This is a genomic window from Dietzia papillomatosis NBRC 105045 (assembly GCF_001570845.1).
GTDB classification, from domain to species: Bacteria; Actinomycetota; Actinomycetes; order Mycobacteriales; family Mycobacteriaceae; genus Dietzia; species Dietzia cinnamea.
In genome coordinates this window covers 1-26,463 of the sequence record NZ_BCSL01000001.1, presented here as the reverse complement: position 1 = coordinate 26,463, position 26,463 = coordinate 1, and the positions used below count along the sequence as shown (strand labels likewise).

Annotated in this window: 23 protein-coding genes and 2 tRNA genes; 14 read left to right on the top strand and 11 right to left on the bottom strand. The window is 69.8% G+C overall.

The window, feature by feature from the left end:
• Positions 1 to 116 precede the first annotated feature (116 nt).
• The 5 genes from DPA01S_RS00125 to rpmH form a co-directional block, all read right to left on the bottom strand.
• Positions 117 to 605 (bottom strand): Jag family protein, encoded by a 489-nt coding sequence (locus DPA01S_RS00125; RefSeq protein ID WP_061913316.1) that lies wholly within the window; start codon positions 603 to 605, stop codon positions 117 to 119.
• 128 nt (positions 606 to 733) lie between these two features.
• Positions 734 to 1,936, bottom strand: coding sequence for a membrane protein insertase YidC (gene yidC / locus DPA01S_RS00120; protein ID WP_061913314.1), 1,203 nt, complete (start codon positions 1,934 to 1,936; stop codon positions 734 to 736).
• A gap of 17 nt (positions 1,937 to 1,953) precedes the next feature.
• Positions 1,954 to 2,223 carry a membrane protein insertion efficiency factor YidD gene (gene yidD / locus DPA01S_RS00115; RefSeq protein ID WP_061913312.1) on the bottom strand — a complete coding sequence of 90 codons (270 nt, stop codon included), beginning with the start codon at positions 2,221 to 2,223 and terminating at the stop codon, positions 1,954 to 1,956.
• A gap of 20 nt (positions 2,224 to 2,243) precedes the next feature.
• Positions 2,244 to 2,606 carry a ribonuclease P protein component gene (gene rnpA / locus DPA01S_RS00110; protein WP_061913310.1) on the bottom strand — a complete coding sequence of 121 codons (363 nt, stop codon included), beginning with the start codon at positions 2,604 to 2,606 and terminating at the stop codon, positions 2,244 to 2,246.
• Between the two features lie 18 nt (positions 2,607 to 2,624).
• Positions 2,625 to 2,768, bottom strand: coding sequence for a 50S ribosomal protein L34 (rpmH, locus tag DPA01S_RS00105; protein WP_007629603.1), 144 nt, complete (start codon positions 2,766 to 2,768; stop codon positions 2,625 to 2,627).
• A gap of 537 nt (positions 2,769 to 3,305) precedes the next feature.
• Here rpmH and dnaA point away from each other — a divergent pair.
• From dnaA to DPA01S_RS00075, 6 genes are all read left to right on the top strand, one after another.
• Entirely contained in the window at positions 3,306 to 4,811 is a 1,506-nt protein-coding gene (gene dnaA / locus DPA01S_RS00100; RefSeq protein WP_007629602.1) for a chromosomal replication initiator protein DnaA, read from the top strand.
• 597 nt (positions 4,812 to 5,408) lie between these two features.
• Positions 5,409 to 6,584 carry a DNA polymerase III subunit beta gene (gene dnaN / locus DPA01S_RS00095; RefSeq protein WP_061228204.1) on the top strand — a complete coding sequence of 392 codons (1,176 nt, stop codon included), beginning with the start codon at positions 5,409 to 5,411 and terminating at the stop codon, positions 6,582 to 6,584.
• 25 nt (positions 6,585 to 6,609) lie between these two features.
• Positions 6,610 to 7,842 (top strand): DNA replication/repair protein RecF, encoded by a 1,233-nt coding sequence (recF, locus tag DPA01S_RS00090; protein WP_061913308.1) that lies wholly within the window; start codon positions 6,610 to 6,612, stop codon positions 7,840 to 7,842.
• Positions 7,839 to 8,393 carry a DciA family protein gene (locus tag DPA01S_RS00085; RefSeq protein ID WP_061913306.1) on the top strand — a complete coding sequence of 185 codons (555 nt, stop codon included), beginning with the start codon at positions 7,839 to 7,841 and terminating at the stop codon, positions 8,391 to 8,393. Before recF ends, DPA01S_RS00085 begins: the two co-directional genes overlap by 4 nt.
• Before the next feature lie 86 nt (positions 8,394 to 8,479).
• Complete coding sequence (gene gyrB, locus DPA01S_RS00080) at positions 8,480 to 10,597, top strand: DNA topoisomerase (ATP-hydrolyzing) subunit B (protein ID WP_061913304.1); 2,118 nt, start codon at positions 8,480 to 8,482, stop codon at positions 10,595 to 10,597.
• A gap of 55 nt (positions 10,598 to 10,652) precedes the next feature.
• The gene (locus DPA01S_RS00075) at positions 10,653 to 11,594 is read left to right on the top strand and encodes an endo alpha-1,4 polygalactosaminidase (RefSeq protein ID WP_198150697.1); all 942 of its coding nucleotides are present in this window, start codon (positions 10,653 to 10,655) and stop codon (positions 11,592 to 11,594) included.
• On the opposite strand, the gene DPA01S_RS16935 is transcribed toward DPA01S_RS00075, so the two are convergent.
• The 4 genes from DPA01S_RS16935 to DPA01S_RS16925 are packed head-to-tail and all read right to left on the bottom strand — an operon-like array spanning position 11,578 to position 17,411.
• Positions 11,578 to 12,282, bottom strand: a complete 705-nt coding sequence (locus DPA01S_RS16935) for a spherulation-specific family 4 protein (RefSeq protein ID WP_167349541.1) — start codon at positions 12,280 to 12,282, stop codon at positions 11,578 to 11,580. The genes DPA01S_RS00075 and DPA01S_RS16935 overlap by 17 nt on opposite strands.
• Positions 12,279 to 13,667, bottom strand: coding sequence for a hypothetical protein (locus tag DPA01S_RS16930; RefSeq protein ID WP_061913299.1), 1,389 nt, complete (start codon positions 13,665 to 13,667; stop codon positions 12,279 to 12,281). Before DPA01S_RS16930 ends, DPA01S_RS16935 begins: the two co-directional genes overlap by 4 nt.
• The gene (locus DPA01S_RS00060) at positions 13,664 to 15,181 is read right to left on the bottom strand and encodes a DUF3492 domain-containing protein (protein ID WP_061228210.1); all 1,518 of its coding nucleotides are present in this window, start codon (positions 15,179 to 15,181) and stop codon (positions 13,664 to 13,666) included. Before DPA01S_RS00060 ends, DPA01S_RS16930 begins: the two co-directional genes overlap by 4 nt.
• A 4-nt stretch (positions 15,182 to 15,185) precedes the next feature.
• Positions 15,186 to 17,411 carry a hypothetical protein gene (locus DPA01S_RS16925; protein WP_061228211.1) on the bottom strand — a complete coding sequence of 742 codons (2,226 nt, stop codon included), beginning with the start codon at positions 17,409 to 17,411 and terminating at the stop codon, positions 15,186 to 15,188.
• A gap of 756 nt (positions 17,412 to 18,167) precedes the next feature.
• Between DPA01S_RS16925 and gyrA the strand changes: the two genes are divergently transcribed.
• The 5 genes from gyrA to DPA01S_RS00030 all read left to right on the top strand — a co-directional run bounded on the left by gyrA (position 18,168) and on the right by DPA01S_RS00030 (position 22,943).
• Positions 18,168 to 20,696, top strand: coding sequence for a DNA gyrase subunit A (gene gyrA / locus DPA01S_RS00050; protein WP_061913297.1), 2,529 nt, complete (start codon positions 18,168 to 18,170; stop codon positions 20,694 to 20,696).
• Between the two features lie 3 nt (positions 20,697 to 20,699).
• On the top strand, positions 20,700 to 21,329 hold the full coding sequence (locus DPA01S_RS00045) for a DUF3566 domain-containing protein (RefSeq protein ID WP_061913295.1): 630 nt from the start codon (positions 20,700 to 20,702) through the stop codon (positions 21,327 to 21,329).
• 112 nt (positions 21,330 to 21,441) lie between these two features.
• Positions 21,442 to 21,515: transfer RNA gene (locus DPA01S_RS00040), tRNA-Ile, on the top strand.
• A 60-nt stretch (positions 21,516 to 21,575) separates the two neighbouring features.
• A tRNA-Ala gene (locus DPA01S_RS00035) sits at positions 21,576 to 21,648 on the top strand.
• A gap of 92 nt (positions 21,649 to 21,740) precedes the next feature.
• Positions 21,741 to 22,943 carry an MFS transporter gene (locus tag DPA01S_RS00030; protein ID WP_061913293.1) on the top strand — a complete coding sequence of 401 codons (1,203 nt, stop codon included), beginning with the start codon at positions 21,741 to 21,743 and terminating at the stop codon, positions 22,941 to 22,943.
• On the opposite strand, the gene DPA01S_RS00025 is transcribed toward DPA01S_RS00030, so the two are convergent.
• Together DPA01S_RS00025 and DPA01S_RS00020 are read right to left on the bottom strand one after the other, a co-directional pair.
• Positions 22,940 to 23,413 carry a hypothetical protein gene (locus DPA01S_RS00025; protein ID WP_061228270.1) on the bottom strand — a complete coding sequence of 158 codons (474 nt, stop codon included), beginning with the start codon at positions 23,411 to 23,413 and terminating at the stop codon, positions 22,940 to 22,942. The two genes, DPA01S_RS00030 and DPA01S_RS00025, sit on opposite strands and share 4 nt — an antisense overlap.
• Before the next feature lie 10 nt (positions 23,414 to 23,423).
• The gene (locus DPA01S_RS00020; protein ID WP_061913290.1) at positions 23,424 to 23,978 is read right to left on the bottom strand and encodes a nuclear transport factor 2 family protein; all 555 of its coding nucleotides are present in this window, start codon (positions 23,976 to 23,978) and stop codon (positions 23,424 to 23,426) included.
• Positions 23,979 to 24,030: 52 nt separating this feature from the next.
• Between DPA01S_RS00020 and DPA01S_RS00015 the strand changes: the two genes are divergently transcribed.
• From DPA01S_RS00015 to DPA01S_RS00005, 3 genes are read left to right on the top strand one after another with little or no spacing between them, the layout of a single operon-like run.
• Complete coding sequence (locus DPA01S_RS00015; RefSeq protein WP_061913288.1) at positions 24,031 to 25,530, top strand: FAD-dependent oxidoreductase; 1,500 nt, start codon at positions 24,031 to 24,033, stop codon at positions 25,528 to 25,530.
• Complete coding sequence (locus DPA01S_RS00010; RefSeq protein WP_232302931.1) at positions 25,527 to 25,751, top strand: hypothetical protein; 225 nt, start codon at positions 25,527 to 25,529, stop codon at positions 25,749 to 25,751. The genes DPA01S_RS00015 and DPA01S_RS00010 overlap by 4 nt, the downstream gene beginning before the upstream one ends.
• Positions 25,752 to 25,800: 49 nt before the next feature.
• Entirely contained in the window at positions 25,801 to 26,463 is a 663-nt protein-coding gene (locus DPA01S_RS00005) for a PaaI family thioesterase (protein WP_061913286.1), read from the top strand.

The window sequence follows — 26,463 nt, the reverse complement described above, 5'->3', positions numbered from 1 at the left end:
TCGGGCCCAGGCCCGGTTTCACGTGAAACATCGAACTACATCGTTGTCATTCTTCCCCGGACACGCGACAGGGGTGCGAGCCGCTCGACTCGCACCCCTGTCGGGTCCTCATCGCCTCACTCCGGCAGGACGACCACCCGGCGGTTCGGCTCGACGCCGGTCGAGTCCGACGTGACCCCGTCGATCTCCGCGATCGCGCCGTGGATGATCTTCCGCTCGAACGGGGTCATCGGCTCCAGTTCCTCCGACTCTCCTGACTCGAGCACCCGCTGGGCGGCGACACGACCGGCATCGGTCAACGCCTCCCGCTTGGCCTCGCGCCATCCGGCGATGTCGAGCATCAGCCGACTCCGGTCACCCAACTCCTGCTGGACGGCCAGACGGGTCAGCTCCTGGATCGCATCGAGCACCGCGCCGGCCGGACCCACGAGCGTGTCGAGATCGTCGCCCCCGACGATGCTCACGACCGCGCGGTCGCCCTCGACATCCAGGTCGATGTCCCCGTCGAAGTCCAGGATGTCGAGGAACTGCTCGAGATAGTCACCGGCAACCTCGCCCTCCTCGACCAATCGTTCCTCGGACACCTCGATGCTCCTCTTGGACATGGACCCGCCTCCATCGTGACCGCCGATCGCCGTACCCACATGAGCCGACGAGTATCTACCCCAAGTATGGGACAAGGTCCCCGACGCCGGAGCATCGGGGACCTCGTCCAGTTGCGTGCCCTACCGGGTCACCGCTTCTTTTTCTTCTTCTTGTTCTTGGGCCGCGATCCGGAGGCCTTCTGAGCCGGCCTACTCCGCTGACCGCCCGGCGCCTGTGGGCGCTGCCCCGGGCGGGGCCCGCTCGGCGAGGGAGGGGCGGGAGCGGCCTTCGGCGGGACCACCTCGTCGTCGTCCCCATTCACCTCATCCGCGCCCACGGTGGGCGCGGTGGCCACGGCGGTACCCGACGCGGCGGCCGACCCGCTCCCACGGCCCTTCTTGGGGTTGACCGGCTTCACCCCGACACGCGGGGCGAGGGCCTTCTGCTCCTCACGGCGCGCCAGCGCGGCCGCGTCGTCCTCCTTGGCCATCCTCTCGTACAGGAAGTACTGCTGACCCAGGGTCCACAGGTTATTGGTGACCATGTAGACGAGGATCGCCATCGGCCAGAACGCACCGGTCACCAGGATGCCGATGGGGAACGCCCACAGCATCAGCTGGTTCATGATCTTCGCCTGCGGGTTCGCCGCCGCCTCCGGCGACTGACGCGAGAGCGACACGCGGGCGTTGAAGTGGGTCGTGACCGCCGAGATGATCATCAACGGAACGGCGACCAGGATGATGTTCCACCGGGAGAAGTCCAGCGCGGCACCCGGTTCGACGAAGGCCTGGAACTGCTCGACCGGCTGCGAGATGAACGACGACAGCGGGGCGCCGAACAGGCGGGCGTCCAGGAAGCTCTGGACCTCGTCCGCGTTGAACACGTAGTTGCCCGTGTTGCGCGTCTCCTCGGCCGTCATCCCCAGAGCGCCGAACTGCTCACCCATCCGGTTGAACGAGCGCAGCACGTGGAACAGACCCAGGAACACCGGGATCTGGATGAGCATGGGCAAACAGCCCAGCAGAGGGTTGAAGCCCTCCTGCTTCTGCAGCTTGCGCGTCTCGACGGCGAGCTTCTCGCGGTCGTTCTTGTACCGCTTCTGCAGCTCCTTCATCTTTGGCTGCAGCTCTTGCATCTTGCGGGAGAAGCGGATCTGCTTGGCCGCCGGCCAGAACAGCAACGCGCGCAGCGTGACGACGAGGAAGATCACCGACAGCGCCCAGATGACGCCGTTGGAGTCCGGAGCCTCGACCCACGGGAGGAGCCCCCCGAGGAAGGCGAAGATCTTGTGCCAGAACCAGAGGATCCCGGAGATCGGGTAATAGACCAGCGGGTTGGTGATGAACGACATGGGTGTGTGAGTCCTAGCTACGTTCGTGAATTGTGGTCGTGCGCATCATGCTCGTCCGGGGGATCGGGCGCGCGTGGCTCCGGGACCGGGTCCCACCCGCCCGGCGTCCACGGGCCGCAGCGCAGCAGGCGCCACACAGACAGCCAGGTGCCGTACCAGGCGCCGTGGACACGCACGGCCTCGACGGCGTACGCGCTGCACGTCGGCTCGAACCGGCAGCTCGGCGGGGTGAGCGGCGAGATGCCCTTCTGATAGAAGTCCAGCATCCACAACAGGACCCGTGCCACGGGTCCCGGCCGGCCCCGGGTCACGTTGACCCCCGAGCCCGCGACGCCGCCGCGGCCAACCCGGTTCTCATATCCCGCACCAGATCGGCGTGAGGCGCCGTCGCCGACGCCGGGTTCGCGCGCACGACGACCATGAGGTCCGGGTCGACGTCCGCCAGCACCTCGGCGGCGATATGACGAAGCCGCCGGCTGACCCGATGGCGTGTCACCGAGTCCCCGACGGCTTTGCTCACGACGAGCCCGAAACGCGGACCGCCCACGCGGACATCCGAGGAGTCCACGTGGGCGTGTACGACCATGGTGCGGCGGCCCTTCCTGGCACCCTTGCGCACCACCGTAGCGAAATCAGCGGAACGGTGGAGCCGGTGCGACCTGGGAAGCACGCGCCACCCCGGCCGGGATCAGGCCGTCAGCGAGGCGCGGCCCTTGCGACGACGGGCGCCGACGATGCCACGGCCGGCGCGCGTGCGCATCCGGAGACGGAAACCGTGCACCTTGGCACGACGACGGTTGTTCGGCTGGAAAGTCCGCTTGCCCTTGGCCATGGTTGGCTCCTCACGTGAAGTCGGCGCCGTGACCAGCGCCTGTTCGAGTACGAGACGTCGTCGAATCACCGGGGTCGGCGGCACCACGACGCGCCGTACGCCCGCGGGCGCACGACAGACTGTTCAAGATTACGCGCACCACGCGCCGGCCACCAAACCGTGTAATCCCATTCGTCCCACGGTCACCACTTCGCAGGCCATCTCGACACGCCCACGGCCGCGATGCTTGACTTCCGGCCTCCAGTCGATCTTGAGGGTTGCCCCTGGCTGGGACGTGTTGTTACGGTCATTCACCAACAAGCCCCCCCGGGCTGTACATAACCTCAGATCCGAACCAGTACCACCGATCCCTCGCCGCTGATCCTCCACCTGCGCACGGCCCATGGGTGAAGTCTGTCTTCCCACAGCTGTGGACAACCATGTGGATACCTCAGTGGACCTGGGTCGGAGCCTGTGGATAGAGTGTGGTGTCCGGCCTGGCCGGCCCCCCGGCCCACCGGGATCGCCCGACACGCTGACGAGAGGAGACCACCCACCGTGTCTCCTGAGCTCGAACACGTGTGGAGTGCCGTCCTCGACAGGCTCACCGATCCCGAGTTGGCCAGTGACGACAACCCGGCCCTGTCCCGCCAGCAGCAGGCGTGGCTCCGGCTCGTACAGCCGATCGCCGTGGTCAACGGCTTCGCGATGCTCGCCGCGCCATCGGCCTTCGCCCGCGACAACATCGAATCCGTCCTGCGCGGACCCATCACCCGCGCCCTGAGCGCGCAGCTCGGCGAGCCCGTCGACCTCGCCGTCAAGGTCGACACCTCCCTGGCCGGCGGGCAACCGCCCACCGACGACCAGGACGACCAGGTCATCGACGCCGACGAGATCCATCGCCCGGCCGCCGAGGAGGAGCACCCGCCGGCCACCACACGGCCCCGGCGGATGACCGAGGAACAGATCGCCGCCGAGCGACTCCTCCACGGCAGCGACCGCGACGAGGCGCTGTCCGCTGCGACGGCCCCCGGCCTCAACGAGCGCTACACCTTCAGCGCGTTCGTCCAGGGCAACTCCAACAGGTTCGCCAGGGCCGCCGCACTCGCCGTGGCCGAGGCGCCCGCCCGTGCGTACAACCCCCTGTTCATCTGGGGAGAATCCGGTCTCGGCAAGACCCACCTGCTCCACGCCATCGGGCACTACTCGTTGCGCATGTACTCCGAACAGAAGGTCAAGTACGTCTCGACCGAGGAGTTCACCAACGACTTCATCAACTCCGTCCGCGACGGCCGCCAGAACATGTTCAAAAAGCGGTACCGCGAGGCGGACATCCTGCTGGTGGATGACATCCAGTTCCTGATCGGCAAGGAGCAGGTCCAGGAGGAGTTCTTCCACACCTTCAACACGATCCACAACGCGCAGAAGCAGATCGTGATCTCCTCCGACCGGCCGCCCAAGCAGCTGCAGCCCCTCGAGGACCGACTACGCACGCGGTTCGAGTGGGGGCTGATCACCGACATCCAGCCGCCCGAGCTCGAGACACGCATCGCGATCCTGGACAAGAAGGCGAAGTCCGAGAACTACGTCGTCCCCCGGGACGTCCTCGAGCTCATCGCCACCCGCGTCCAGCGCAACATTCGCGAACTCGAGGGCGCGCTCATCCGTGTGGTGGCGTTCGCGTCGCTCAACGGGCACGAGATCGACGTGCCGCTCGCCGAGATCGTTCTGCGCGACGTGGTCTCCGACGACGATTCGCTACAGATCTCCGCGGCGACCATCATGGCGGTGACCGCGGAGTTCTTCTCCACGAGCATCGACGAACTGTGCGGAACGTCCAAGACGCGGTCGCTCTCCCGGGCACGGCAGATCGCCATGTACCTGTGCCGCGAACTCACCGACCTCTCCCTCCCCAAGATCGGCGTCACCTTCGGCGGCAAGGACCACACCACGGTCATGTACGCCCAGCGCAAGATCCTCAAGGAGATCAAGGACGACCGGCGTACCTACGACCAGATCCAGGAGCTCACCGCCCGGATCAAGGAGCGCTCCCGCTCGCTCTGAGGGCCACTCGTACCGTCCCCCTTCCCGCCATACGGGCTGATTCGTCGTGCGCGCGGGTCGCCGCGTCGCCGCGACCCCTGTCATCCGGCCGGAGCCGTCGTGTCACGGCGCCTGCGACCGTCGTGTCACGGCGCCTGCGACCGCGTCGCGACACACCTGAGACCCCCCGCGACCCCCTTCGTCACATCGTTCACAGCTGTGGACAAAGCTGTGGGATCTTGTGGACCGACGGTGGACAGAGGGTGGACGGAATCTTGTGATTCCACCGGGGCGCTCGACCAAATCACAAGAATCGACAGACGCGTTCACACGACGAAATCGGCGGAGACCTGTGATTACAGGTCTCGGCTCACAATTTCACAGGACCTACTACTACCTCTTATCTCTCTTGAGAGTTCTTGTAAGAAGTAGGGATGTGGAACGGCGAGCCTGCTTGACCGGTTACGCCGACTCCGTGTGCCCACTGTCGGTGCGAGCGGTTACCCTCATGGAGACGTTCCGCCGACCGCGGCGGGCACGTACGGCACGACCCCCCGAAACAGACCACTCGTCCAGATACCGGCAGCCGGTATCCGCCCCGCCTGAAAGAGGTCATCGATGGAGATCACGGATCCGACGTTCCGCGTCACCCGCGAGGACTTCGCGGAATCCGTGGCCTGGGTCGCCCGCACGCTACCCTCGCGGCCGTCGGTGCCGATCCTCGGCGGCGTCCTGCTCGAGGCGGACTCGGGTCTGACGATCTCGGGGTTCGACTACGAGACGTCAGCGCAGGTCTCGGTACCCGCGGAGGTATCCGAGCCGGGCAGCACGCTGGTGTCCGGGCGGCTGTTGGCCGACATCGCCCGCGCCCTGCCCGACCGCCCGGTCGAGGTGGTGGTCACCGCGCAGAAGATGTACATCACCTGCGGCTCCGCGAAGTTCACCCTCCCGACCATGCCGGTCGAGGACTACCCGCAGCTTCCGGCCATGCCGGAGGTCACCGGCTCCGCCGAGGTCGACGCGTTCTCGGAGGCCGTGGGCCAGGTCGTCGTCGCGGCCGGCAAGGACGACACCCTCCCGATGCTCACCGGCATCCGTATGGAGATCGAGGGCACCCGGGTCACGCTCATCGCGACCGACCGGTTCCGCCTGGCCATCCGGGAGTTCGACTGGGAGCCGGCTCGCGAGGACGTCACCGTCGAGGTGCTCATCCCGGCCAAGGCGCTGTCCGAGGTCACCCGCTCGGCCGGACACGGTGGTCGAGTCGACCTCAGCCTCGGGGCGGGTTCCAACGTCGGGGCCGAGGGCATCCTCGGTGTGCTGGTCTCCGGTCAGCGCACCACCACCCGCCTGCTCGACGCAGAGTTCCCCAAGGTCCGGCAGCTGCTGCCGCCCCAGCACACGTCCGTCGCGATCGTCGAGGTCGACGCCCTCGTGCAGGCGATCAAGCGTGTCGCGCTCGTCGCCGACCGCGGCGTCCAGGTCCGCATGGCGTTCAGCGAGGGCGAGCTCGCGCTCTCGGCCGGCGGGGACGACGCCGCGCAGGCCAACGAGTCGCTCCCGGTGGACTTCGTCGGCGAGCCGCTGACCATCGCCTTCAACCCCGGCTACCTGCTCGACGGCCTGGGCAGCATCCACTCGGCCCGCGTCGCGTTCGGGTTCACGCAGCCCAGCCGCCCCGCCGTCCTGCGACCCGCACCCGAGGCCCTCCCCGAGCCGGGCGCCGACGGCGCCATCGCGCCCGTCGAGTCGGACCACACCTACCTGCTCATGCCCGTGCGCCTGCCGGGCTGAGCCCGCGACCCGGGACCGTTCCGGTATGCACCTGCGTCACCTCAGGCTCCTGGACTTCCGCTCCTGGCCGCTGCTCGAACTGGATCTCGAGCCGGGGGTCACCACGCTGATCGGCCGCAACGGCCACGGGAAGACCAACGTCCTCGAGGCGATCGGCGTGCTGGCCAGCCTCCGATCCCACCGCGTCGCGGGCGACGCGCCGATGATCCGGACCGGTGCCGGGACCGCGCTCGTCGGCGCACTCGCCCACAACGCCGGGCGGGAACTCACCGTCGAACTCGCGCTCAACTCCGGCAAGGCCAACCGCGCGAGACTCAACACCTCACCGTGCCGCCGACTCTCCGACATCCTCGGGGTCGTCCAGTCCGTCCTCTTCGCACCCGAGGACCTCGCCCTCGTGCGCGGCGAACCAGCCGAGCGGCGTCGAGTGCTCGACGAGCTCATGGTCCAACGCCGTCCCTCGCTCGGTCGCGACCTGGCCGAGTACTCGTCCGTGCTGCGTCAGCGCACCGCGCTGCTCAAGTCCGCGTCAGGTGCGCTGCGGCGCGGCCGGCCCGAGGAATCCGCCGCGGTGCTGGACACCCTCGACGTGTGGGACGGCCGGCTGGCCGAACTCGGGGCCAGACTCGTGGCCGGTCGGATCGACCTCCTCCGGCAGCTGCGCCCCCTCGTCGTCGACGCCTATCGCGGGCTGGCACCCGAGTCCCGCCCGGCCGGTCTCGCCTACCGGTTCCGCGTCGCCGACACCCCCGATGAGTCCGAGCTGACCGATCCCGAACTCGTCGAGGCGGTGCTCCTCGCGGAGCTCGGTCGGCGGCGACGCGACGAGATCGACCGCGGCATGTCGCTCGTCGGGCCGCACCGCGACGACCTCCTCCTGACCCTCGGAGAGGAGCCGGCGAAGGGGTTCGCCAGCCACGGGGAGACGTGGTCGTTCGCGCTCGCGTTGCGCCTCGGCTCCCTCGAGTTGTTCCGCGCCGACGGTGCCGAGCCGGTGCTCCTCCTCGACGATGTGTTCGCCGAACTCGACCGCCATCGCCGCGCCGCGCTCGCCGATGTCGCGGCCGGGGTCGAGCAGGTCCTCATCACCGCGGCGGTCGGGGAGGACGTCCCGGCCGGGCTGCGGGGCGTGCGTCATGACGTCGTGATGACGGGCGAGGGGCGGGACCGTCACTCCGCGATGACACTGTCACGACCCCGGGACGACGAGGGCGACGACGACGAGAACACCGATACGGAAAGTGGGGACCCGACATGACGGGCGGGACCGGACGGGACGGCATAACACCGTCTGCCCAGCCACAACGTGGTTATGACATCGCCAAGAAGGCGCTCGAGGAGGCCAGGGCGAAGGCCCGTGCGGAAGGCAAACAGGTCGGTCGCGGACGGACCGGCCCGGTCGGCGCGGGACGTCGGTTGCGCAAGCGCGGCTGGACGGGCGCCGGCGCCGATCCGTGGGACCCCCAGCCGCTCGGGCGGCTCGTCGGCCAGGTCGCCAAGAAGCGCGGATGGGACGACAAGGTCGCCACCGGCCGGCTGTTCGCCGAGTGGGGACGGATCGTCGGCGAGGACGTCTCGAGCCACGCGACGCCGGAGCGTCTGGAGGAGGGGATCCTCCACGTGCGGGCCTCGAGTACCGCGTGGGCCACGCAGCTGCGGTTGATGTCCGCGGACATCCTCCGCAAGATCGCCGCCGCCATGGGACCGGGTCACGTCCGTCGGCTCAAGGTGGAGGGGCCGGAGAAACCGAGTTGGCGGAAGGGCCCCCTCCACGTGTCGGGTCGGGGCCCGCGGGACACCTACGGGTGAGGGCCGGGCGTGCCCGCGGCCCGCGCGGCGGTTCCCGCAGGTAGACTGGGCCGGTCCCAGACCCCCGAGACGCGAGGAGATCGCACGTGGCGGACGCCAGGAGCACGGCCGACAACGGCGGAGCCAAGGAATACGGCGCTTCATCGATCACGGTCCTCGAGGGGCTCGAGGCCGTCCGGATGCGGCCGGGTATGTACATCGGTTCCACCGGACCGCGGGGTCTGCACCACCTGATCTGGGAGGTCGTCGACAACTCCGTCGACGAGGCCATGGCGGGGCACGCGACCGGCGTCAAGGTCACCCTTCTCGAGGATGGTGGCGTCGAGGTCATCGACGACGGCCGCGGCATCCCGGTGGAGATGCACGAGTCGGGCATGCCCACCGTCCAGGTCGTCATGACCCAGCTCCACGCGGGCGGCAAGTTCGACTCGGATTCCTACGCGGTCTCCGGTGGTCTCCACGGCGTCGGCATCTCGGTGGTCAACGCGCTGTCGACCCGCGTCGAGGTCCAGATCAAGCGCGACGGTCGCCTGTGGAAGCAGGACTTCGACATGGCCGTGCCGGCGGAGCTGGTCGACGCCGGGCCCGCCGAGGGCACCGGGACCAAGATCCGCTTCTGGGCCGATCCGTCGATCTTCGAGACCACCGAGTACGACTTCGACATCGTCGCCCGTCGCCTGCAGGAGATGGCGTTCCTCAACAAGGGACTGACCATCACGCTGACCGACCGTCGGCCGCGAGCCGAGAAGGCGGCGGAGCTCGACGCCATCGCGGACAGCGAGGGCGTCGGCCCGGACTCCGCACCGGGCTCGGACGAGGGCTCGGATCTGGCCAGCGCCGTGGACGCCGAGCAGGTCTTCGTCGAGGGTGCCGGTGACGGAGCTGAGGCGGCCGAGCCCGAGAAGATCCGCGAGCGCAAGCGGACCTTCCACTACCCGGACGGCCTCAAGGACTACGTCAAGGCGATCAACAAGTCCAAGACCGCGATCCACCCGACGATCCTGTACTTCGAGGGCAAGGGCACCGGCCACGAGGTCGAGGTCGCCATGCAGTGGAACTCCGGGTACTCGGAGTCCGTCCACACCTTCGCCAACACGATCAACACCCACGAGGGCGGCACCCACGAGGAGGGCTTCCGTGCGGCGTTGACCTCGCTGGTCAACAAATACGCCCGGGACAAGAAGCTCATCAAGGAGAAGGACCCCAACCTCACGGGTGACGACATCCGCGAGGGTCTCGCGGCCGTCATCTCCGCCAAGATCGCGGACCCGCAGTTCGAGGGGCAGACCAAGACCAAGCTCGGCAACACCGAGGTCAAGGGCTTCGTCCAGCGGCAGGTGGCCGAGCACGTCGGTCACTGGTTCGAAGCCAACCCCGCCGAGGCCAAGGTGATCGTCAACAAGGCCATCGCCTCCAGTCAGGCACGCGTCGCCGCCCGCAAGGCCCGCGAGATGGTGCGCCGGAAGTCGGCGACCGACATCGGTGGCCTGCCCGGCAAGCTCGCGGACTGCCGGTCCAAGGACCCGTCGAAGTCCGAGCTCTACATCGTGGAGGGGGACTCGGCCGGTGGTTCGGCCAAGTCCGGTCGCGACTCGATGTTCCAGGCGATCCTGCCGCTGCGCGGAAAGATCATCAACGTCGAGAAGTCGCGGATCGACAAGGTCCTCAAGAACGCCGAGGTCCAGGCCATCATCACGGCGCTGGGCACCGGCATCCACGAGGAATTCGACATCGACAAGCTGCGGTACCACAAGATCGTGCTGATGGCCGACGCCGACGTCGACGGCCAGCACATCGCGACGCTGCTGCTGACGCTCATCTTCCGCTTCATGAAGCCGCTCGTGGAGAACGGGTACGTCTACCTCGCGCAGCCCCCGCTGTACAAGCTCAAGTGGAGCAAGGGCGAGCCGGACTTCGCGTACTCGGACCGCGAGCGCGACGAACTCCTCAAGATCGGCCTGGAGAACAAGCGCAAGATCAACGTCGACGACGGCATCCAGCGCTACAAGGGCCTCGGCGAGATGAACCCCAAGGAGCTGTGGGAGACCACCATGGACCCGACGGTCCGCACGCTCCGGCAGGTGACCCTCGAGGACGCGGCCGCCGCCGACGAGCTGTTCTCGATCCTCATGGGTGAGGACGTGGACGCGCGCCGCAACTTCATCACCCGCAACGCTCGTGATGTGAGGTTCCTGGACGTCTGACGGGACGTCGGGGCTGAGGTCGATCATCCCGCCGCGATGGTGGCATGATTGCCGCGTGAGACAGACCACAGTGACCGGCGTCGGTCGGGCCGTCGTCGCCCTGGCGTGCGCTACCGCGCTCGTCGTGTCCGGGTGCGGCAGCGAGGTCCTCGGCCAGGGATCGGTCGCGACCGGCCCGGCCCCAGGTACGAGTCCCGACGCGCAGCCGGGTGCTGACGCGCAGCCGGGCGCCGGTGGCCTGTCGGTGCCCGATGTCGAGCCGCCGCCGGCGGGCGCGGTGGTCGACTACCAGATCGGTGGCGCGTACCCGCCCGCCGCTGACGTCGGGGTGGTCATCCGCGATCGCTCGGATCCGCCGGTCGACGGCGTCTACTCGGTCTGCTACCTCAACGCGTTCCAGGCACAACCCCACGAGGCCTCGGCCTGGAGCGGTCAGCACGCTGATCTCGTGTTGAGCGGCCCCGGCGGCGACGTGGTCGAGGACACCGAGTGGGACGAGGCGCTGCTGGACATCTCGTCCGACGCCAAGCGGTCGCGACTGGCCGCCATCGTGGACGGGTGGTTGGCCGAGTGCGCCGACCGTGGATTCCGCGCGGTCGAGCCGGACAATCTCGACTCCTGGACGCGGTCGGGGGGACGCCTGACCCGGGCGGACGCGGTCGCGTACGCGGACCTGCTGGTTGACCGTGCGCACGCCCGGGGCCTCGCGGTCGCGCAGAAGAACGCGGCGGAGCTGACGGATGAGGAGATCCGTCGGGTGGGTTTCGACTACGCCGTCGCCGAGGACTGCCAGCTGTATTCGTGGGGGCGTGGTTCGGAGTGTGATCGCTATCTGGCGGCCTACGGCGACCGGGTGATCGAGATCGAGTACACCGACGGCGGCTCCCGGGCGTTCGAGACCGCGTGCCGTCTCCGCGGTGATCGCATCTCGGTGCTCCTGCGTGACCGGGACGTGGTGCCCCGGGGCGAGCGCGGGTACGTCAACCGCAGCTGCTGACTGGTGCGGCGTCGGGGTTGAGGTATTTGACGGATCCCCACGGGTGGGGCAGCGCGTCGGAGGCGAGGCCCACGTAGCCGGCGCCGAGTTCGGCGGACCGGTCGATGGCCTCCCGGGCACGCTCGGGTGGGCAGTCGTAGACGAGGTGCCACACCCGCGACGGGTCGACGCCCCCCGGTAATTCGCCGGGGTCGGTCAGGTGGGTCTCGAGGTCGGTCTCACGGACGCAGGTGATGTCGAGCAGCCGGAGTATCCACGGGTGGGGGACGGTGCCCGGGTTCCCCGCGATGACCCGGGCGCCGTCCCGCCGCAGCGCGTGGACGAGCCCGGTCAGGGGCACGATGACCCGGGCGTCGAGGTGCCCGTCGGCCCCGATGCCGGACGCCACCTGGTCCAGGAATACCGAGGTCACGCCGTACTCTTCCCGCCAGCGGCGGACATCGGTGCGGACGTCCTGGAGGCTGCGCCGCCCGTAGTCGGTGTCGACGTACCCCAGGAGTGTCGGGCCCCCGTCGACGGGTGTGCTGCGTAGGGCCTCGGCGAAGATCGGGTCGGTGGCGCGTCCGGGACCGGAGTCGACGTTGACGACGACGAGGTCGGCGGCACCCGGATGCAGGACCTGCTCCCAGAGTTCGCGATCGTATACGGGGTGGAGGTACAGCGGCACCGCCGCGCGTGGCGTGCTCACCAGCTGTGGGGGTGTAGAGCCGCTGAGACGGCGTGGTAGACCGCGAGCAGGCAGGCCCCGCACAGCATGGCGACCCCGACGGGTACCGGTAGTCCGAAGCGGAGCGTCGCGAATCCCATGCAGGCGAGGGCTGAGATCCAGATGGCTTCGGCGACGCGGCCGGCCCGGAGGACGATCGCGGAACCGAAGGCGAACACGGCGAACACCGGGGCGACGACGCAGAGGACGACGATGTCCGGGACGAGTCCGGATGCCGGGTCTTCCGCGATGCCGAGAATCTGGTCGACGATCCACGTCGCGGACAGCGTCGCCAGTGCGATGGCCCCCAGGTAGATGAGGGTGCGGACGAGGACGCCGCGGAGGACGAACCGCCAACGGCCGGAGCGGTAGGACAGGGACTTGAGCCGGATGCCGAGGTCCTCGATCGCCGGATCGCACAGCGCGGCCGCGAGGATGACCGCGATGGACAGCGGGATCCGGTCGTCCGAATCGGCGAGGTTGAGCGCCAGGAGCAGCGCGGTCGACATGAGAGCGGCCTGACAGGTGCCGTCGAATGCGGCGCGGACGTCGTCCCGGGAGGGCCACGCCGGTGGGAGCGAGGTGGTCATCCGGTACGTCCGGGCGGCGAGTAGGGCGCCGCCCAGGGACAGCACCCCGAGGGCGATGATCGGTACGAGCGCCGCGCCGGCGAAGGTGGCGGCGACGGCGACCGCCGCGCAGCCCGCGGCGAGTACGGTGAGCAGCCCTAGACCCCCGAGTACGGAGACGAGGGTCAACGACGCGGCGTACAGGGTCCACGCGCCGCAGAGTGCGGCTGTGGGCACAGCTGGGGCGTCGCCGAGGTACCAGGTCGCCGCGGTGACGACGCCGACGAGAGGGACCGCGACGAGCAGTGCGATGCCGACCGAGATGCGCGCAGCGCCGGGGAGATCCCCCAGGCCGGCCCTTCGCCACGTGACGAATCCGAGGAGCTGCCCCAGTATCCAGCCGGAGAGGCCGGTGGCGACGATCGCGATCGACAGATCGGCGCCCACGCCGATCGCGGCGGGTGCGCAGAGCGCCATGACGACCGCGCCGCCCAGGAGCAGCAGTGCGCGGACCCAGCCCTCGCGGCGGACGCGAGGACGAACGATGGCGGTCTCCGCGGCCCCCGGAGCGAGCGCAGGGAGGGTGCGGGCGTATTCGTAGACGTCGTGGGCGCCGTGCCGCCGGGCGAGCGCGTCGCCGAAACCGGACGCCTCGAGGTGGGCGGCCACGTCGAACCGGTCGACCGCGCGCCCGACGAGGCCCTGGTGGGCCTCGGCGGGAACGGCGGCCACGACCAGTGGCCGCGCGTGCCGGGGCGATCTGCCGGGTGGGTCGGGGATGATGAAGGTCTCGCTCATGACGCCACACTCGGGATGAACTCGAGAGCGCCACCGGTGAAGTGGTCGCTGTGGGTGCCGGCGGCGATCTCGTACCAGCCCCGGAAGTTGTCGATGCAGCTTCTCAGGGCGAACGATTCCAGAGCGTGTTCCCGGCCTCGTCGACCGGTCTGCTCGCGGAGCCGGTCGTCGGTGAGGAACCGGAGGCACTCCTCTGCGAAGGCCACGGGGTCCCGCGGCGGGACCAAACCGCCCAATCGACCGTCCCGGCCGACTGCCTCGGAGACACCTCCGACGTCGGTGTTGACGGTGACGCGCCCGCACATCATCGCCTCGATCGTGGTGAAGGGCAGGCCCTCGGACACCGACGACAGGGCGACGATCGAGCCCGCCTCCACCGCGGGGCGGGGTCCGGCGGTCGGACCCTCCCACGTGACGCCGTCCGTGACCCCGAGTTCGTCGATGGTCTTCTCGATCGATTCCTTGTACCGCGCGTTCCCCGCCGGGCAGGGCCCGAAGATCCGCAGGCGCGTGGCGGGGAGTTCCCGCCTCACCAGTGCGTAGGCGCGGACCAGTGTCTCGAGGTCCTTGAGCGGGTCGATGCGGCCCACGAAGCTGATCGTGGGCACCCGGGGCTCGGGGCCCACCGGCGTCATCGTCGACACGTCCACACCGTTGCGGACGGTGTGGATCCGGGCCGGATCGGCGCCGAGGCGGACGGCCCACCGGGCATTGAAATCGCTGACGGGGAGCAGGAGGTCGGCCTCGCTGTAGACGAGAACGCAGAAGGCCCGGAGCGCTGTGCACACGGCGTAGCGGGCCGACCAGCCGAGCTGGGTGCCCGCCAGTGCGAGGTAACGTTCCCGCAGGTAGACACCGTGCTCGGTGAGGATCAGTGGTACGCCGTCCCGCCACTTACGGGCGAGTCCGACCAACGCGGCGCTCCCGTTGGAGGAGGCGTGGACCACATCGACGTCGCCGAATCGGACGTCGGTGGCGCAGAGGGTGCGATCGACGAGAGTGGCGGCTTCGACCGCATCCCCCACGCTGAGCCGGGCGGACCGGTCCAGCGCGGGGGAGTGGCCCCACCACGCGTCGAGCAGGGCCTCGGCGGAACTCTCCGACCCCAGGAGTCGGAAGAGGTCACCGCCGCCGGCCGCGAGGAGCTCGCGGAGCGCCGCGCCCAGGAGGGCCGGGTCGTGGCGCACAGTGCCGTCGGCGACCGTGATGGTCTCGGCGGGCGGCAGAATCGCCGCCCAGAGGTCGCGGAGGGCGGCCCGCACGCGGGCCCGCCTCCGCCGGGTGAGGAGCCGGCTCTCGGGGAGGCCGGCCCGGACAGGCGCCCACACCGGGTACAGGGTCGTGGACCTGACCTGGCTCGGAACGGTCCACGTGATCGGCGTGCGGCTGCCGCCCGTCAAGGTGACGACCTCCCACGTGTGGTCCGGCATCCCGCTCACCAGCTGGTCGCACCAGGTGCTGACGCCGCCGGTGTTGACCGGGTAGGTGCCTTCGTTGATCAGGGCGATACGCATGTCGTCAGCCCCTCGCCGACGGGCCCTCGCCCACGGCGCCGACGCGGGTGGCGTCATTGATCGGCGGGACGACCACGGAGTTCTGACCGGGCGACGGGGCCGCGGCGGCCCCGGCGGCTCGCGGGAGAGCGCGGGCGGCGACCGCCGGCTCTTCCCTGTCTTCATCCGGCGTGAGGAACCCGACGTCGTCTCCGAGCTCGAAGGTGACCTCGCCGCCTGCTGGGACCGTCACCCAGCGTGACTCGGACCCGGCGTAGGCCTCGCCGTCGAAGGCGGAGCCGCTGCGGGTGGTGATCGGCACCTCGACGGAGGCGGCACCGTCGTTCTCGATGACGAGCGTCGAGCCGCGGACGGTCGCCGTGACGGAGTCCGCCGCGTCCGCCCAGGCGGCGCGCCGTTGCATCTCGCGCCCCAGCTCGGCGTGCGAGGGGTTGCGCAGCGGCGCGGACCGGTCGTTGAACAGCGCGCGGTAGTCGCGGACCATCGCGTCCAACACCGGGTAGAGGATGCGGTCTCCGGTGATGTTGGACTGGTGGACGTAGTGCGGCCGCGGGTCCATGCTCAGCGCGTGGCTGAGCGCGTGCCGGGCCTCCTGCGGGACGATGTACTCGTCGAAGCCGCTCTCCAGGGGCAACGGAGCGTCGAGGCAGGTCGAGGCGGCGTTGCTCTCGCAGGTCCCGGAACCACCCTGGTCGGACCGGGTGTAGATCCAGTTGTACTCGTCGACCGCGTTCTCCTTGGTCGAGGTGTTGTAGTAGATGTTCATCGGGTGGCGAGGAACCGTGAGCGCGTTCCCGAGCGGCCGCTGGTTCGGCTCGACCGACGCGTCGCCGGCGATCCAGGTGACGCCGGTGTCGTCCAGCGCCGGCGCGAGAGCAGGGTTGTCGCGCCTGGCGGGACCCGAGGCGGTGCCCGAGTGCTGACCCGTGACCAGTTCGGTGGCGTCGAGTGGGACGCCGTTAACCCGCGCCCAGTCGATGTTCTGCTGGATCTGCGCGGTGATCTCCGCCTGGTCGAGGCTGTCCAGATTGGTGTGGTCCCACGTGTGGTTGATCCACCGCAGCTGGTTCTTCGCCGCGAGCAGGGCGTCGGTGAGCCCGTCGTCGCCCGCGCCGAAGGCGTTGAACGTCATGTCGAGTTGGATGCCGTTCGAGTCCTCCCAACTCGTGGCCACGCCGACATCGGCGGCGACCATGCGGGACTCGGTGAGGGCCCCGTCCTCGGGCTCGTCTTCGCAGTTCACCCCGAACGTGCAGTTGCCGACGGGGTTCCACTCGTCGTCGGCGAGGAAGACGTCGTCGACCTGGACGTTGAACACGTTGCGGTAGAGCGACGTCGACACGCCGCGGGTCAGCCACGTGATGATCCCGTGGGAGAGCGCCTTGAAGTGGTGCTGATACTGGTTCATCGCGACGGTCATCACGAGGCGCTCGCGGGTGCCCTGCGTGTGGACGCCCATCATCACGCCGGCCCCGCCGGACGGGCCCGTCAGCAGGGGTACGAACTGCGCGCCCGTAGCCGGCGTCGCGGCGTAGCCCCACGACTCGGCCACCGTCGAGCTCAGATTCTCGAAGGGCACGGGGCCGTCGAGGTAGGACCACTCGCCGGAGAGTGCTCCCGCGGTCAGCGTGGCGGTGGTGGCGTCGAAGTTGGTGCCGCCGGTGGTCGGCACGAGGCCCACTTCCGCAACCGGCGTGACGTTCGCGGACACCTCGCGGATTCCGTAGTCGGCGGTGAACTGATCGATCACCGCGTTCTCCTCCGGGGTCAGCCCGGTGCGATCGGCGGCCACGGAGACGATGCCCATGTAGCGCGCGGTCTTGGTCGCGTCGTCGGCCAGCATCGCCCGGGTGATGGCCTGGCGGCCGGTAGCCTTGACGTTGATCCGGTCCACTTCGACCCCCTCGGCGGCCAGCCGGGTGGCGAACGCCTCGCCGCTGAAATCCCCGTCGTCGAGGACCAGGACACGGAGCTCGACCGTCGCCTGGGCGGCGGAGGGCGGTGGCGTCGTGGTCGGGGTGGTGCTGGAGGTCGGCGTCGTGCTCGACGCGGGTGGGGTGGACCCACCTGATCCCGATGATCCGAGAGACCCGGTCTGGGCGGTGGCGATACCCACCAGCGGAGCGGTGATGGCGCCGGTGACGGCGAGAGCGGTGACCGCGCGGAGACCCGATCGCTGCAGAGGCGAGAGCCCCCAGCTCGAGCCACCGCGCGCAGCGGTGTTGAACATATTCATCCCTGTTGTAGTGCCGCCACTCCCGATCCCCCTCGGGAGTGGCGGCGTCCCCCCGGGGATCAGGACTCTCGCCCCGATCCCCTCGCACGGTGCTCCGTGCGACAGAGAAAGTGTGCGCCCGGTGACAGGGCCGCACAACAGTCTCGGCCCGACATTTTCCCAAGAAAATCTCTTTACTATAAGACAGTCCTTATCTCAACGTTCGATCACAAACGGGCAGCGGGGTGCCTGGGTATGCGGACGCGTCACAAACAGCGAAATGTGGCCAAGGTGCTGTGATCACGGCGTACACACTAAAATTGCCCTTACTTTGCGTTCCCGGGACGTACTCAGCTCGCTGAAAAGACGGCGTCCGAACCGAGAACTGGACGATAAGTCAGCTTTGTCGTACGTTCGCCGCCCTCGTACCGCGCCCGGGCGGCCTGAATGGTGATCGGCATCACCGGATCGGGGGGAACCGGCCGCGATCGGCCTCGAATCCAGTCGCGCCGATCCGGCGCGGGGCGACATCGGGAGGCGCGCGGAGGCGGCCCCGATGCGCGCGAGGTGCCGCGGGACGGCAGACCGCTGCCGGGCCAGGCCGGTCCCGATGACGAGGCGCGCTTCCGACCGGCGCCGGAGCGGGCGCCGTGGTGGGTCGTCGACCCGGCACCCCCGCGCGCCCGACCCTGCGTTTCCGCTGGTCCTATAGACTGGTGGGGTCGAAGCGTGCCCGGTGGCGCTGCTTCGAGCGCGACAGAAGAGGAGCCCATGACGGACACGACGTTGCCGCCCGAGGCCGGGGGCCACGACCGGATCGAGCCGGTCGACATCCAGGCCGAGATGCAGAGAAGCTACATCGACTACTCGATGAGCGTCATCGTCGGGCGAGCACTCCCGGATGTGCGGGACGGGCTCAAGCCCGTGCACCGTCGCATCCTGTACGCGATGTGGGACAACGGCTACCGGCCCGAGCGTAGTTACGTGAAGTCGGCCAAGCCGGTCGCCGACACGATGGGTAACTACCACCCGCACGGTGACTCGGCGATCTACGACACCCTCGTGCGTCTCGCCCAGCCGTGGGCCATGCGGTACCCGATGGTCGACGGGCAGGGGAACTTCGGCTCGCGGGGCAACGACGGCGCCGCGGCCATGCGCTACACCGAGTGCAAGATGACCCCGCTGGCCATGGAGATGGTCCGGGACATCGACAAGAACACCGTCGATTTCCAGCCGAACTACGACGGCAAGACGTCCGAGCCGGTCGTCCTGCCCTCGCGTATCCCGAACCTGCTGGTCAACGGCTCGAGCGGTATCGCCGTCGGTATGGCCACCAAGATGCCGCCGCACAACCTGCGCGAGGTCGCCGAGGCGATCTACTGGTGCCTGGACAACCCGGATGCCAGCGAGGAGGAGACCCTCGCGGCGTGCATGGAACGGATCAAGGGCCCGGACTTCCCGACGCACGGTTACATCGTCGGCGACCAGGGGATCAAGGACGCCTACTCCACGGGTCGAGGCTCGATCCGCATGCGGGGCAAGACCTCCATCGAGGAGGAGGGCAACCGGACGGTCATCGTCATCACAGAGCTGCCCTACGAGGTCAACCCGGACAACATGATCCTGTCGATCGCCGAGCAGCTGCGCGACGGCAAGATCGCCGGCATCTCGAAGATCGACGACGAGTCCTCGGATCGCGTCGGCCTGCGCATCGTCGTCACGCTCAAGCGTGACGCCGTGGCCAAGGTGGTGCTGAACAACCTCTACAAGCACTCGCAGCTGCAGACGTCGTTCGGCGCCAACATGTTGTCCATCGTGGACGGTGTCCCGCGGACGCTGGCGCTGAACCATCTCGTGCGTCTGTACGTCGAGCACCAGGTCGAGGTCATCGTCCGGCGCACCCAGTACCTGCTCGACGAGGCCGAGAAGCGCGCCCACATTCTTCGTGGTCTGGTCAAGGCACTCGATGCGCTCGACGAGGTCATCGCCCTGATCCGTCGGTCGGAGACGGTCGAGATCGCCCGAGAGGGCCTCAAGGACCTCCTCGAGATCGACGACGACCAGGCGCAGGCGATCCTCGACATGCAGCTGCGCCGCCTGGCGGCACTGGAGCGCCAGAAGATCATCGATCAGCTCGCCGCGATCGAGCTCGAGATCGCCGACTACAAGGACATCCTGGCCAAGCCGGAGCGTCAGCGCGCGATCGTCGGTGATGAGCTGCGCGAGATCGTCGAGAAGTACGGCGACGACCGTCGGACCCGCATCATCCCGGCGGACGGAGACGTCACCGACGAGGACCTCATCGCCCGCGAGGACGTCGTCGTCACGATCACGGAGACCGGGTACGCCAAGCGCACCCGGACAGACCTGTACCGCGCCCAGAAGCGCGGCGGCAAGGGCGTCCGCGGAGCGGAGCTCAAGCAGGACGACATCGTCCGCCACTTCTTCGTCTCCTCGACACACGACTGGCTGCTGTTCTTCACCACGAAGGGCCGGGTCTACAGGATCAAGGCCTACGAGCTCCCGGAGGCCAACCGCACGGCCCGCGGCCAGCACGTGGCCAACCTCCTGGCGTTCCAGCCGGAGGAGCGGATCGCCGGCGTCATCCGGATCAAGAGCTACCAGGACGCGCCGTACCTCGTCCTGGCCACCCGCAACGGACTGGTCAAGAAGTCGCGGCTCGAGGACTACGACTCCCCGCGTTCCGGCGGCCTCATCGCCGTCAACCTGCGCGACGGGGACGAGCTGGTCGGCGCCGCGCTGGCCGGACCGGACGACGACCTGCTGCTGGTGTCGGAGAAGGGCCAGTCGATCCGCTTCCACGCCAACGACGACACGCTCCGCCCGATGGGGCGCGCGACGTCCGGCGTGATGGGGATGCGGTTCAACGACGGCGACGCGCTGCTGAGCATGTCCGTGGTCCGTGCGGACACGTCGGACCAGGAGAAGTACTTCCTGCTGGTGGCCACCGAGCGCGGGTACTCCAAGCGCACCGCGCTGAGCGAGTACACGGCCCAGGGGCGCGGCGGCAAGGGCGTACTCACGCTCATGTTCGATCCCAAGCGCGGCAAGCTCGTCGGCGCGACGATCGTGGAGCTGCAGGACGAGCTGTACGCGATCACGTCCAGTGGCGGCGTCATCCGCACGTTCGCCAAGCAGGTCCGCAAGGCCGGCCGGCAGACCAAGGGCGTGCGTCTGATGAACCTCGCCGAGGGCGACTCGCTCCTGGCCATCGCCCGCAACGCGGACGAGCCCGACGACGAGGACAAGGCCGAGGCCGAGTCCATCACGGAGGAGTAGGCGATGACCGACCCGACCGATCCGGCCGCCGCGCGTCCCGAGACCGCGGGTTCCGGGACCGCGGGTTCCGGTACCGAAGGTCCCGGCGCCGGGGCGACCGCCCCGGAGCCCGGGTACGGCGGGTCCGGATCCGGCGCGAGTGAGGCGGCCACCACCGCGTTCCCGGCGGCGCCCCAGCACCGGGCCGAGGGCGTGAGCGGCGGACTGTCCAAGGCCCACTCGGGTGGGGCCGCCGGTCGGGCCGCACCGGTGGTATCGCCCACCGAGCGCCGCGGGCCGCTCGAGTCCGTCCTCGTACTGCGCAGGATCGACCCGTGGTCGGCGTTCACCACCGTCCTGGGGCTCATGTTCGCCCTCTACCTCGTGTGGATGGTCGCGATCGGCGTGACCTACCTGCTGCTGTCCGGCATGGGCGTGTGGGACCGGCTCGGCGGGTTGCTGTCCGGGGTGGCCGGCGACGAGTCCGCGTCCGTGATCGGTCCGTCGACGATCTTCCTCTACAGCGGCGGCGTCGGTCTGCTCAACGTCCTGTTGCTGTCGATCCTGGCCACGCTCGCGGTGTTCATCTACAACCTCGCGGCAGACCTGACCGGCGGCGGAGTGCAGGTGACGCTCAGTGACCGCCGCAACTGACGCGGCACCGGGGGACGGCCCGGAGGCCGCCCGGCGCGCTGTCCGTGACCGCCTCCGAGTTGCCGATTTGGGTCCGGGGGAGTGCGTCGGGTAGATTCATCCATCGGTACGAGGGCCTATAGCTCAGGTGGTTAGAGCGCCAAACTGATAATTTGGAGGTCGGAGGTTCAAGTCCTCCTAGGCCCACTCCGCAAGGCAGACGCCGGATCCGCACGCTGCGGTCCGGCGTTTATGCTTGGCGGTGACGGGGCCTTAGCTCAGTTGGTAGAGCGCTGCCTTTGCAAGGCAGATGTCAGGGGTTCGAATCCCCTAGGCTCCACTCATCGGCGCCCACCGCGCGGACCGCGCCGCAGCCCGCCGCGGCACAGGACGCCACCCCGACCGACGCCGGATCCGGCGGATAGGGAGACCGTGCAGACCACCCCCCGCTCGTCATGGGTCCCGTTCGTCCTCATGGCCCTGGTGGTGACCGTGGCACTGGCGTCCAGCGCCACCACCTCGCCCCTGTACGTCGATTACCAGCAGTCGTGGGCGGTCGGCGGCACCACCATCACGGTCGTCTACGCCGTGTACGCCCTCGCGGTCCTCGTGCCCCTGCTGTTCCTCGGGCGGCTCTCCGACGCCATCGGTCGCCGACCGGTGATTCTGGCCGGGCTGGCGCTGCTGGCGGCGAGCATGGGCATGCTCGCGGCCGCCCCGTCGGTCGCGTGGCTGATCGCGGGCCGCATCATCCAGGGACTGGCGGTGGGGCTGATCACCGGCTCGGCCTCCGCCGCACTGATCGAGCTCCATCCGACCCGCGATTCACGGGTCGGCGCACTCACCAGCAGCTCCACCACCAACTTCGGTATCGCGGTGGGAGTGCTCCTCGCGGGCGCCGTGGCCACCTCGTCGTCGTCACCCCTCGTGCACCCCTACCTCGTGATCGGCGCGGCCACCGTCGCGCTCCTCGTCGCCGTGGCCACCCTCGTCCCGGAGACGGCGGGCGGCTCCGCGACGGCGCGCGACGCCCTGCGGGTGCGGCCTCCCACGGTCCCGGCGGAGATCCGGTCCACGTTCGCCCTCGCGGCGGTGTGCGTGACCGTCTCGTGGTCCGTCGGCGGCGTCTTCCTGGGGCTGGGCGGGGCGATCGCGCGCGACCTGATGGGCCGGTCGGACTACATGGTCACCGGACTCGTGGTGGCCAGCCTGCAGGGTGCGGCGGGGATCGCCCAGCTCGTGTGGAACCTGCGATCCGGGCCGGAGCGGTGGCGGCTCGGGGTGGCCGTCGGGGTGGGGGCCCTGGTCTCCGGGCTGGTCGTCGCATCCCTGTCCCTGGCGGCCGGCGAGGTGGCGGGCTTCATCGCCGCAGCCGCGCTCACCGGGCTGGGCATGGGTCTGCTGTTCCTCATGGGCAACACGCTGGTGGCGCAGAGCGCGCCCCCGGCCGTACGCGGGCAGGTCTTCTCCGCGCTGCTCGTGGTGGCCTACACCTCGCTCGGTGTGCCGGCGGTGGTGGCGGCGGTCATCGCCGAGGGCATCGGGCTCATCCCGGCCTACCACGTACTGGCTCTGGTCGTGGGCGTGGTCGCCCTGGGAGCGCTGGTTGCCGTGACCCGCGCGCGGCGGACCTAACCTCTGCTCAACGCCTGCGCGGCGGCCACGACACTCAGCGCGGCGAGTCCGGTGCGCAGGCGGTCCGAGGCGAGGAGTGCGGCGATGCGGGGCCGCGTGACCTGTTCACGCGCGATTCCCACGTGCAGCGGCACCACCCCGGCCGTCACCGCGGGGGCCGCGACGCCCGCCGCGCAGGCGACGAGCGTGGCGGTCAGCCCGGTCCGCTCGCGCGAGCGGATGGACCCGTAGGCCGTCCACGCCGTCGCGCCCAGCCCGGCCGCGTACAGCGTCAGGGCCACGGGGGCGATACGGCGGGCGTGATCGGCCTGACGTTCGGCGATCCCGTGGGTGGGGCCGTCGAACAGCTGGGGATACACCACCGAGGTGACCATGGACTGGAAACCCAGGTGGACTGCGGACGTCGTGAGCAGCGCGAGGCGGCCCGCTCGGAGCGTCGGATCGGCGGACGCACGGCGTCGGCGGTTCATGCCCGCCACGTTACCTCTCGCGCGAACGTCCCAGCAGGGCGCGGCCCTCGCCGTCGTCGGTCATGGCGCGGGCGGTGCGGAGCACGACGCGCCACCCACGGTCGGGCGCGTCCACCGGCCCGCGCCGCTCGAGTTCCCACCGGCTGGCGGTCACCCGCACGACGGTGTACCGACCCGGCTTCGAGGAGAGGACGACGAGCTGGGTGTAGCCGGTCGCCACGGCGCGGTCGCCGTCGAGTACGACCACCGGCAGGCTCGGCACGTGACCGCACCCGTGCGCGATGAGACCCTGGTGCGCGTCGCCGGTCACCATCTCCACCAGGCCGTCGTGGCCCTCGAGGCGGCCGGTGTCGACGTCATACACGCCGTCGGAGGTCCACAGCTCGGCCACGCCCTGGGCGTCGCCGGAGTCCACGCGCGGGGAGTAGGCCGCGAGGATCCGGAGGATCGCGAGCTCGTCCTCGGCGGCGGCGAGGCGGTCGTGCGTGTCGGTGAGCCGCGCCTCGAGGACGGCCAGTCGGGTGTCGAGGGAATCGAGGCTCACGGCCTCGGAGGAGGAAGTCATGACCACCACGTTAATGCGCTGACTGAGGGGGTGAACACGTTATAGTTCCGGTATGGCGGACACTTCATCGGACACCGGTCCATCGGTATTCACGGCGGACGTCCTGGTCGTGGGGATGGGCATCGCGGGAGCGTGCGCGTCGATCGAGGCCGCCGAGGCCGGCGCCACGGTCATCGCGCTCGAGGGCGCCTCCGGGCCCGGAGGCTCGTCCGCGCAGTCCGGCGGGGAGGTCTACCTTGGCGGCGGTACGGCCACCCAGCGGGCGCTCGGCATCTCCGACACGGTCGAGGACATGCGCGCGTTCCTCACCGCCGTCCTCGGACCCAACGCCGATCAGGCCAAGATCGACGAGTACTGCGCCGGCGCGGTAGAGCACCACGACTGGTTGGTCGACCACGGCGCGGTGTTCAACCACAAGCTGTGGGACACCCCCACGTGGATGCCGGGCGACGACTCGGGGCTCATGTGGATGGGGGAGCGCGCCGAGCCCTACGCCTCGCTGGCGAAGCCCGCCGCCCGCGGTCACCGCCCGCCCGGCCCGAACTTCGCGGGCAACCTCCTCATGGACTCGCTGGTCGCCACCGCCGAGAAGGCCGGCGTCGACCTGCACTGTGACGTCAAGGCGCGGTCGCTGATCGTCGAGGGCGGCCGTGTGGTGGGCGTGCGGGCGACGCAGTTCGGTGAGGAGCGCGAGTACCGCGCGACCGGCGGCGTCGTGCTGGCGACCGGCGGGTTCGTGGACAACGACCGCATGCTCGAGCAGTGGGCGCCCCAGCAGCTGGGCAAGGACAAGGTCTCCGACGGCCGCGACGACGGCTCGGGGATCGAGATGGGCATGGAGGTCGGCGCCGCGGTGCGTCGCATGCACCAGACCGAGACCGCGATGCTCATCATCCCGCGCCTGGTCGTGGGCTCGATGCTCGTCGACGGCGACGGCAACCGCTTCATCAACGAGGAGGTCTACCCGGGCCTGTACTGCCACGCCGCCGTGCACCACCGCCGCCCGCCGGTGTGGGTGATCATCGACGGCAAGGGCATCGAGGACGTCCCGGAGAACGAGCTGTGGGGCATGCAGCCCATGCACGCGGCCGAGACCATCGAGGAGCTGGCGGCCGACTGCGGTCTGCCCGCCGACGCGCTGGCCGACCAGTTGCGCCGCTACAACGAGGGCGCCGCCCGTGGCGAGGACCCGCAGTTCGGCAAGAGCGCGCAGTGGGTGCGCCCGCTCGAGCCGCCGTTCGGCGCGTACCCCACGGGGGCCGGCGGACCGGACACCTTCAACGGCCTCCCGCTCAAGGCGCAGGGGTTCACCCTCGGTGGCCTGCACACCGACCTCGACTCCCGGGTGCTGAGCCGCGCCGGCGAGCCCATCCCCGGCCTGTTCGCCGCGGGCCGCTGCACCCACGGGCTCCACGGTGACGGTTACATCTCCGGTACCTCGCTGGGCGACGGGTCGTTCTTCGGCCGGCGTGCGGGTCGGGGCGCGGCGGGGGCGACCGGTGCTGGCGGCGCGTCGGCCGCTGCGGACGCCGTCGGGTCGGTGCAGGCGTGAGCGGGCAGGTCGCCGTCGAGCGACGGGACCGGCCGGGGATGGACCCGGGTCCGTGGGACCCCGCGCGCGGCGGTGGTCGCGCTGTCGATCGGATGGACGACGACGAGGGTCTCTACGCCCTGGTCGAGCAGGTCCGCCGGATCCGCGCGCTGACGACCGGCGGGATCTTCGACACCGACTTGTGCCCGCCGACCGCCCGGCTCCGCGAGGTGGCGGCCTGACGCCGGGCCGCGTCGGGCGGCGCCCGACCGCGGAGTAACGTCACACGGCGTGACCGAACAGCCAGAATTCGGGGAAGCCGTCTCCGCTCAGACCTTCCTCGACCAGCCCGACCACGCCTCCGGTGCCACCGAGCTCGCCCGCCAGCTGAGGCGCATCCGCGGCCTCGTCTCCGGCGCGGAGTTCGAGGACCTGTCCGCGGAGATCGAGCTGGCCCGCGAGCTGGCCGACCGCATCGAGAACGCCGCGACCCCCCACCCGCCGGCCGAGTACGACTCATGGGGCGTGCCCGAGCACATCGCCTCCAACCCGGTGATCGGCTCGCGCAACCCGGCCGCCCCGCCGCTGGAGGCCGCCGTACTCCCGGACGGCACCGTCCGCGCGGACCTGACGCTGGGCGTGGAGTTCCAGGGCCCGCCCGGATGTGTGCACGGCGGCGTGGTGGCGATGCTGTTCGACGAGATGCTCGGCCTGGCCAACGCCGCGGCGGAGCGCATCGGGATGACGGTGGACCTGCAGGTCACCTACGTCGCCCCCACCCCGCTGGACACGCCCCTGCGGTTCGAGGCCCGCCAGGACCGGGTGGACGGGCGCAAACTGTGGTGCACGGGCACGCTGCACGCCGGTGACACCCTGTGCGCGTCGGTCACGGGCATGTTCGTCACGCCGCGCTGGATGCTCGACGGGGATCAGAGCAAGCCCATCGAGGGCTGA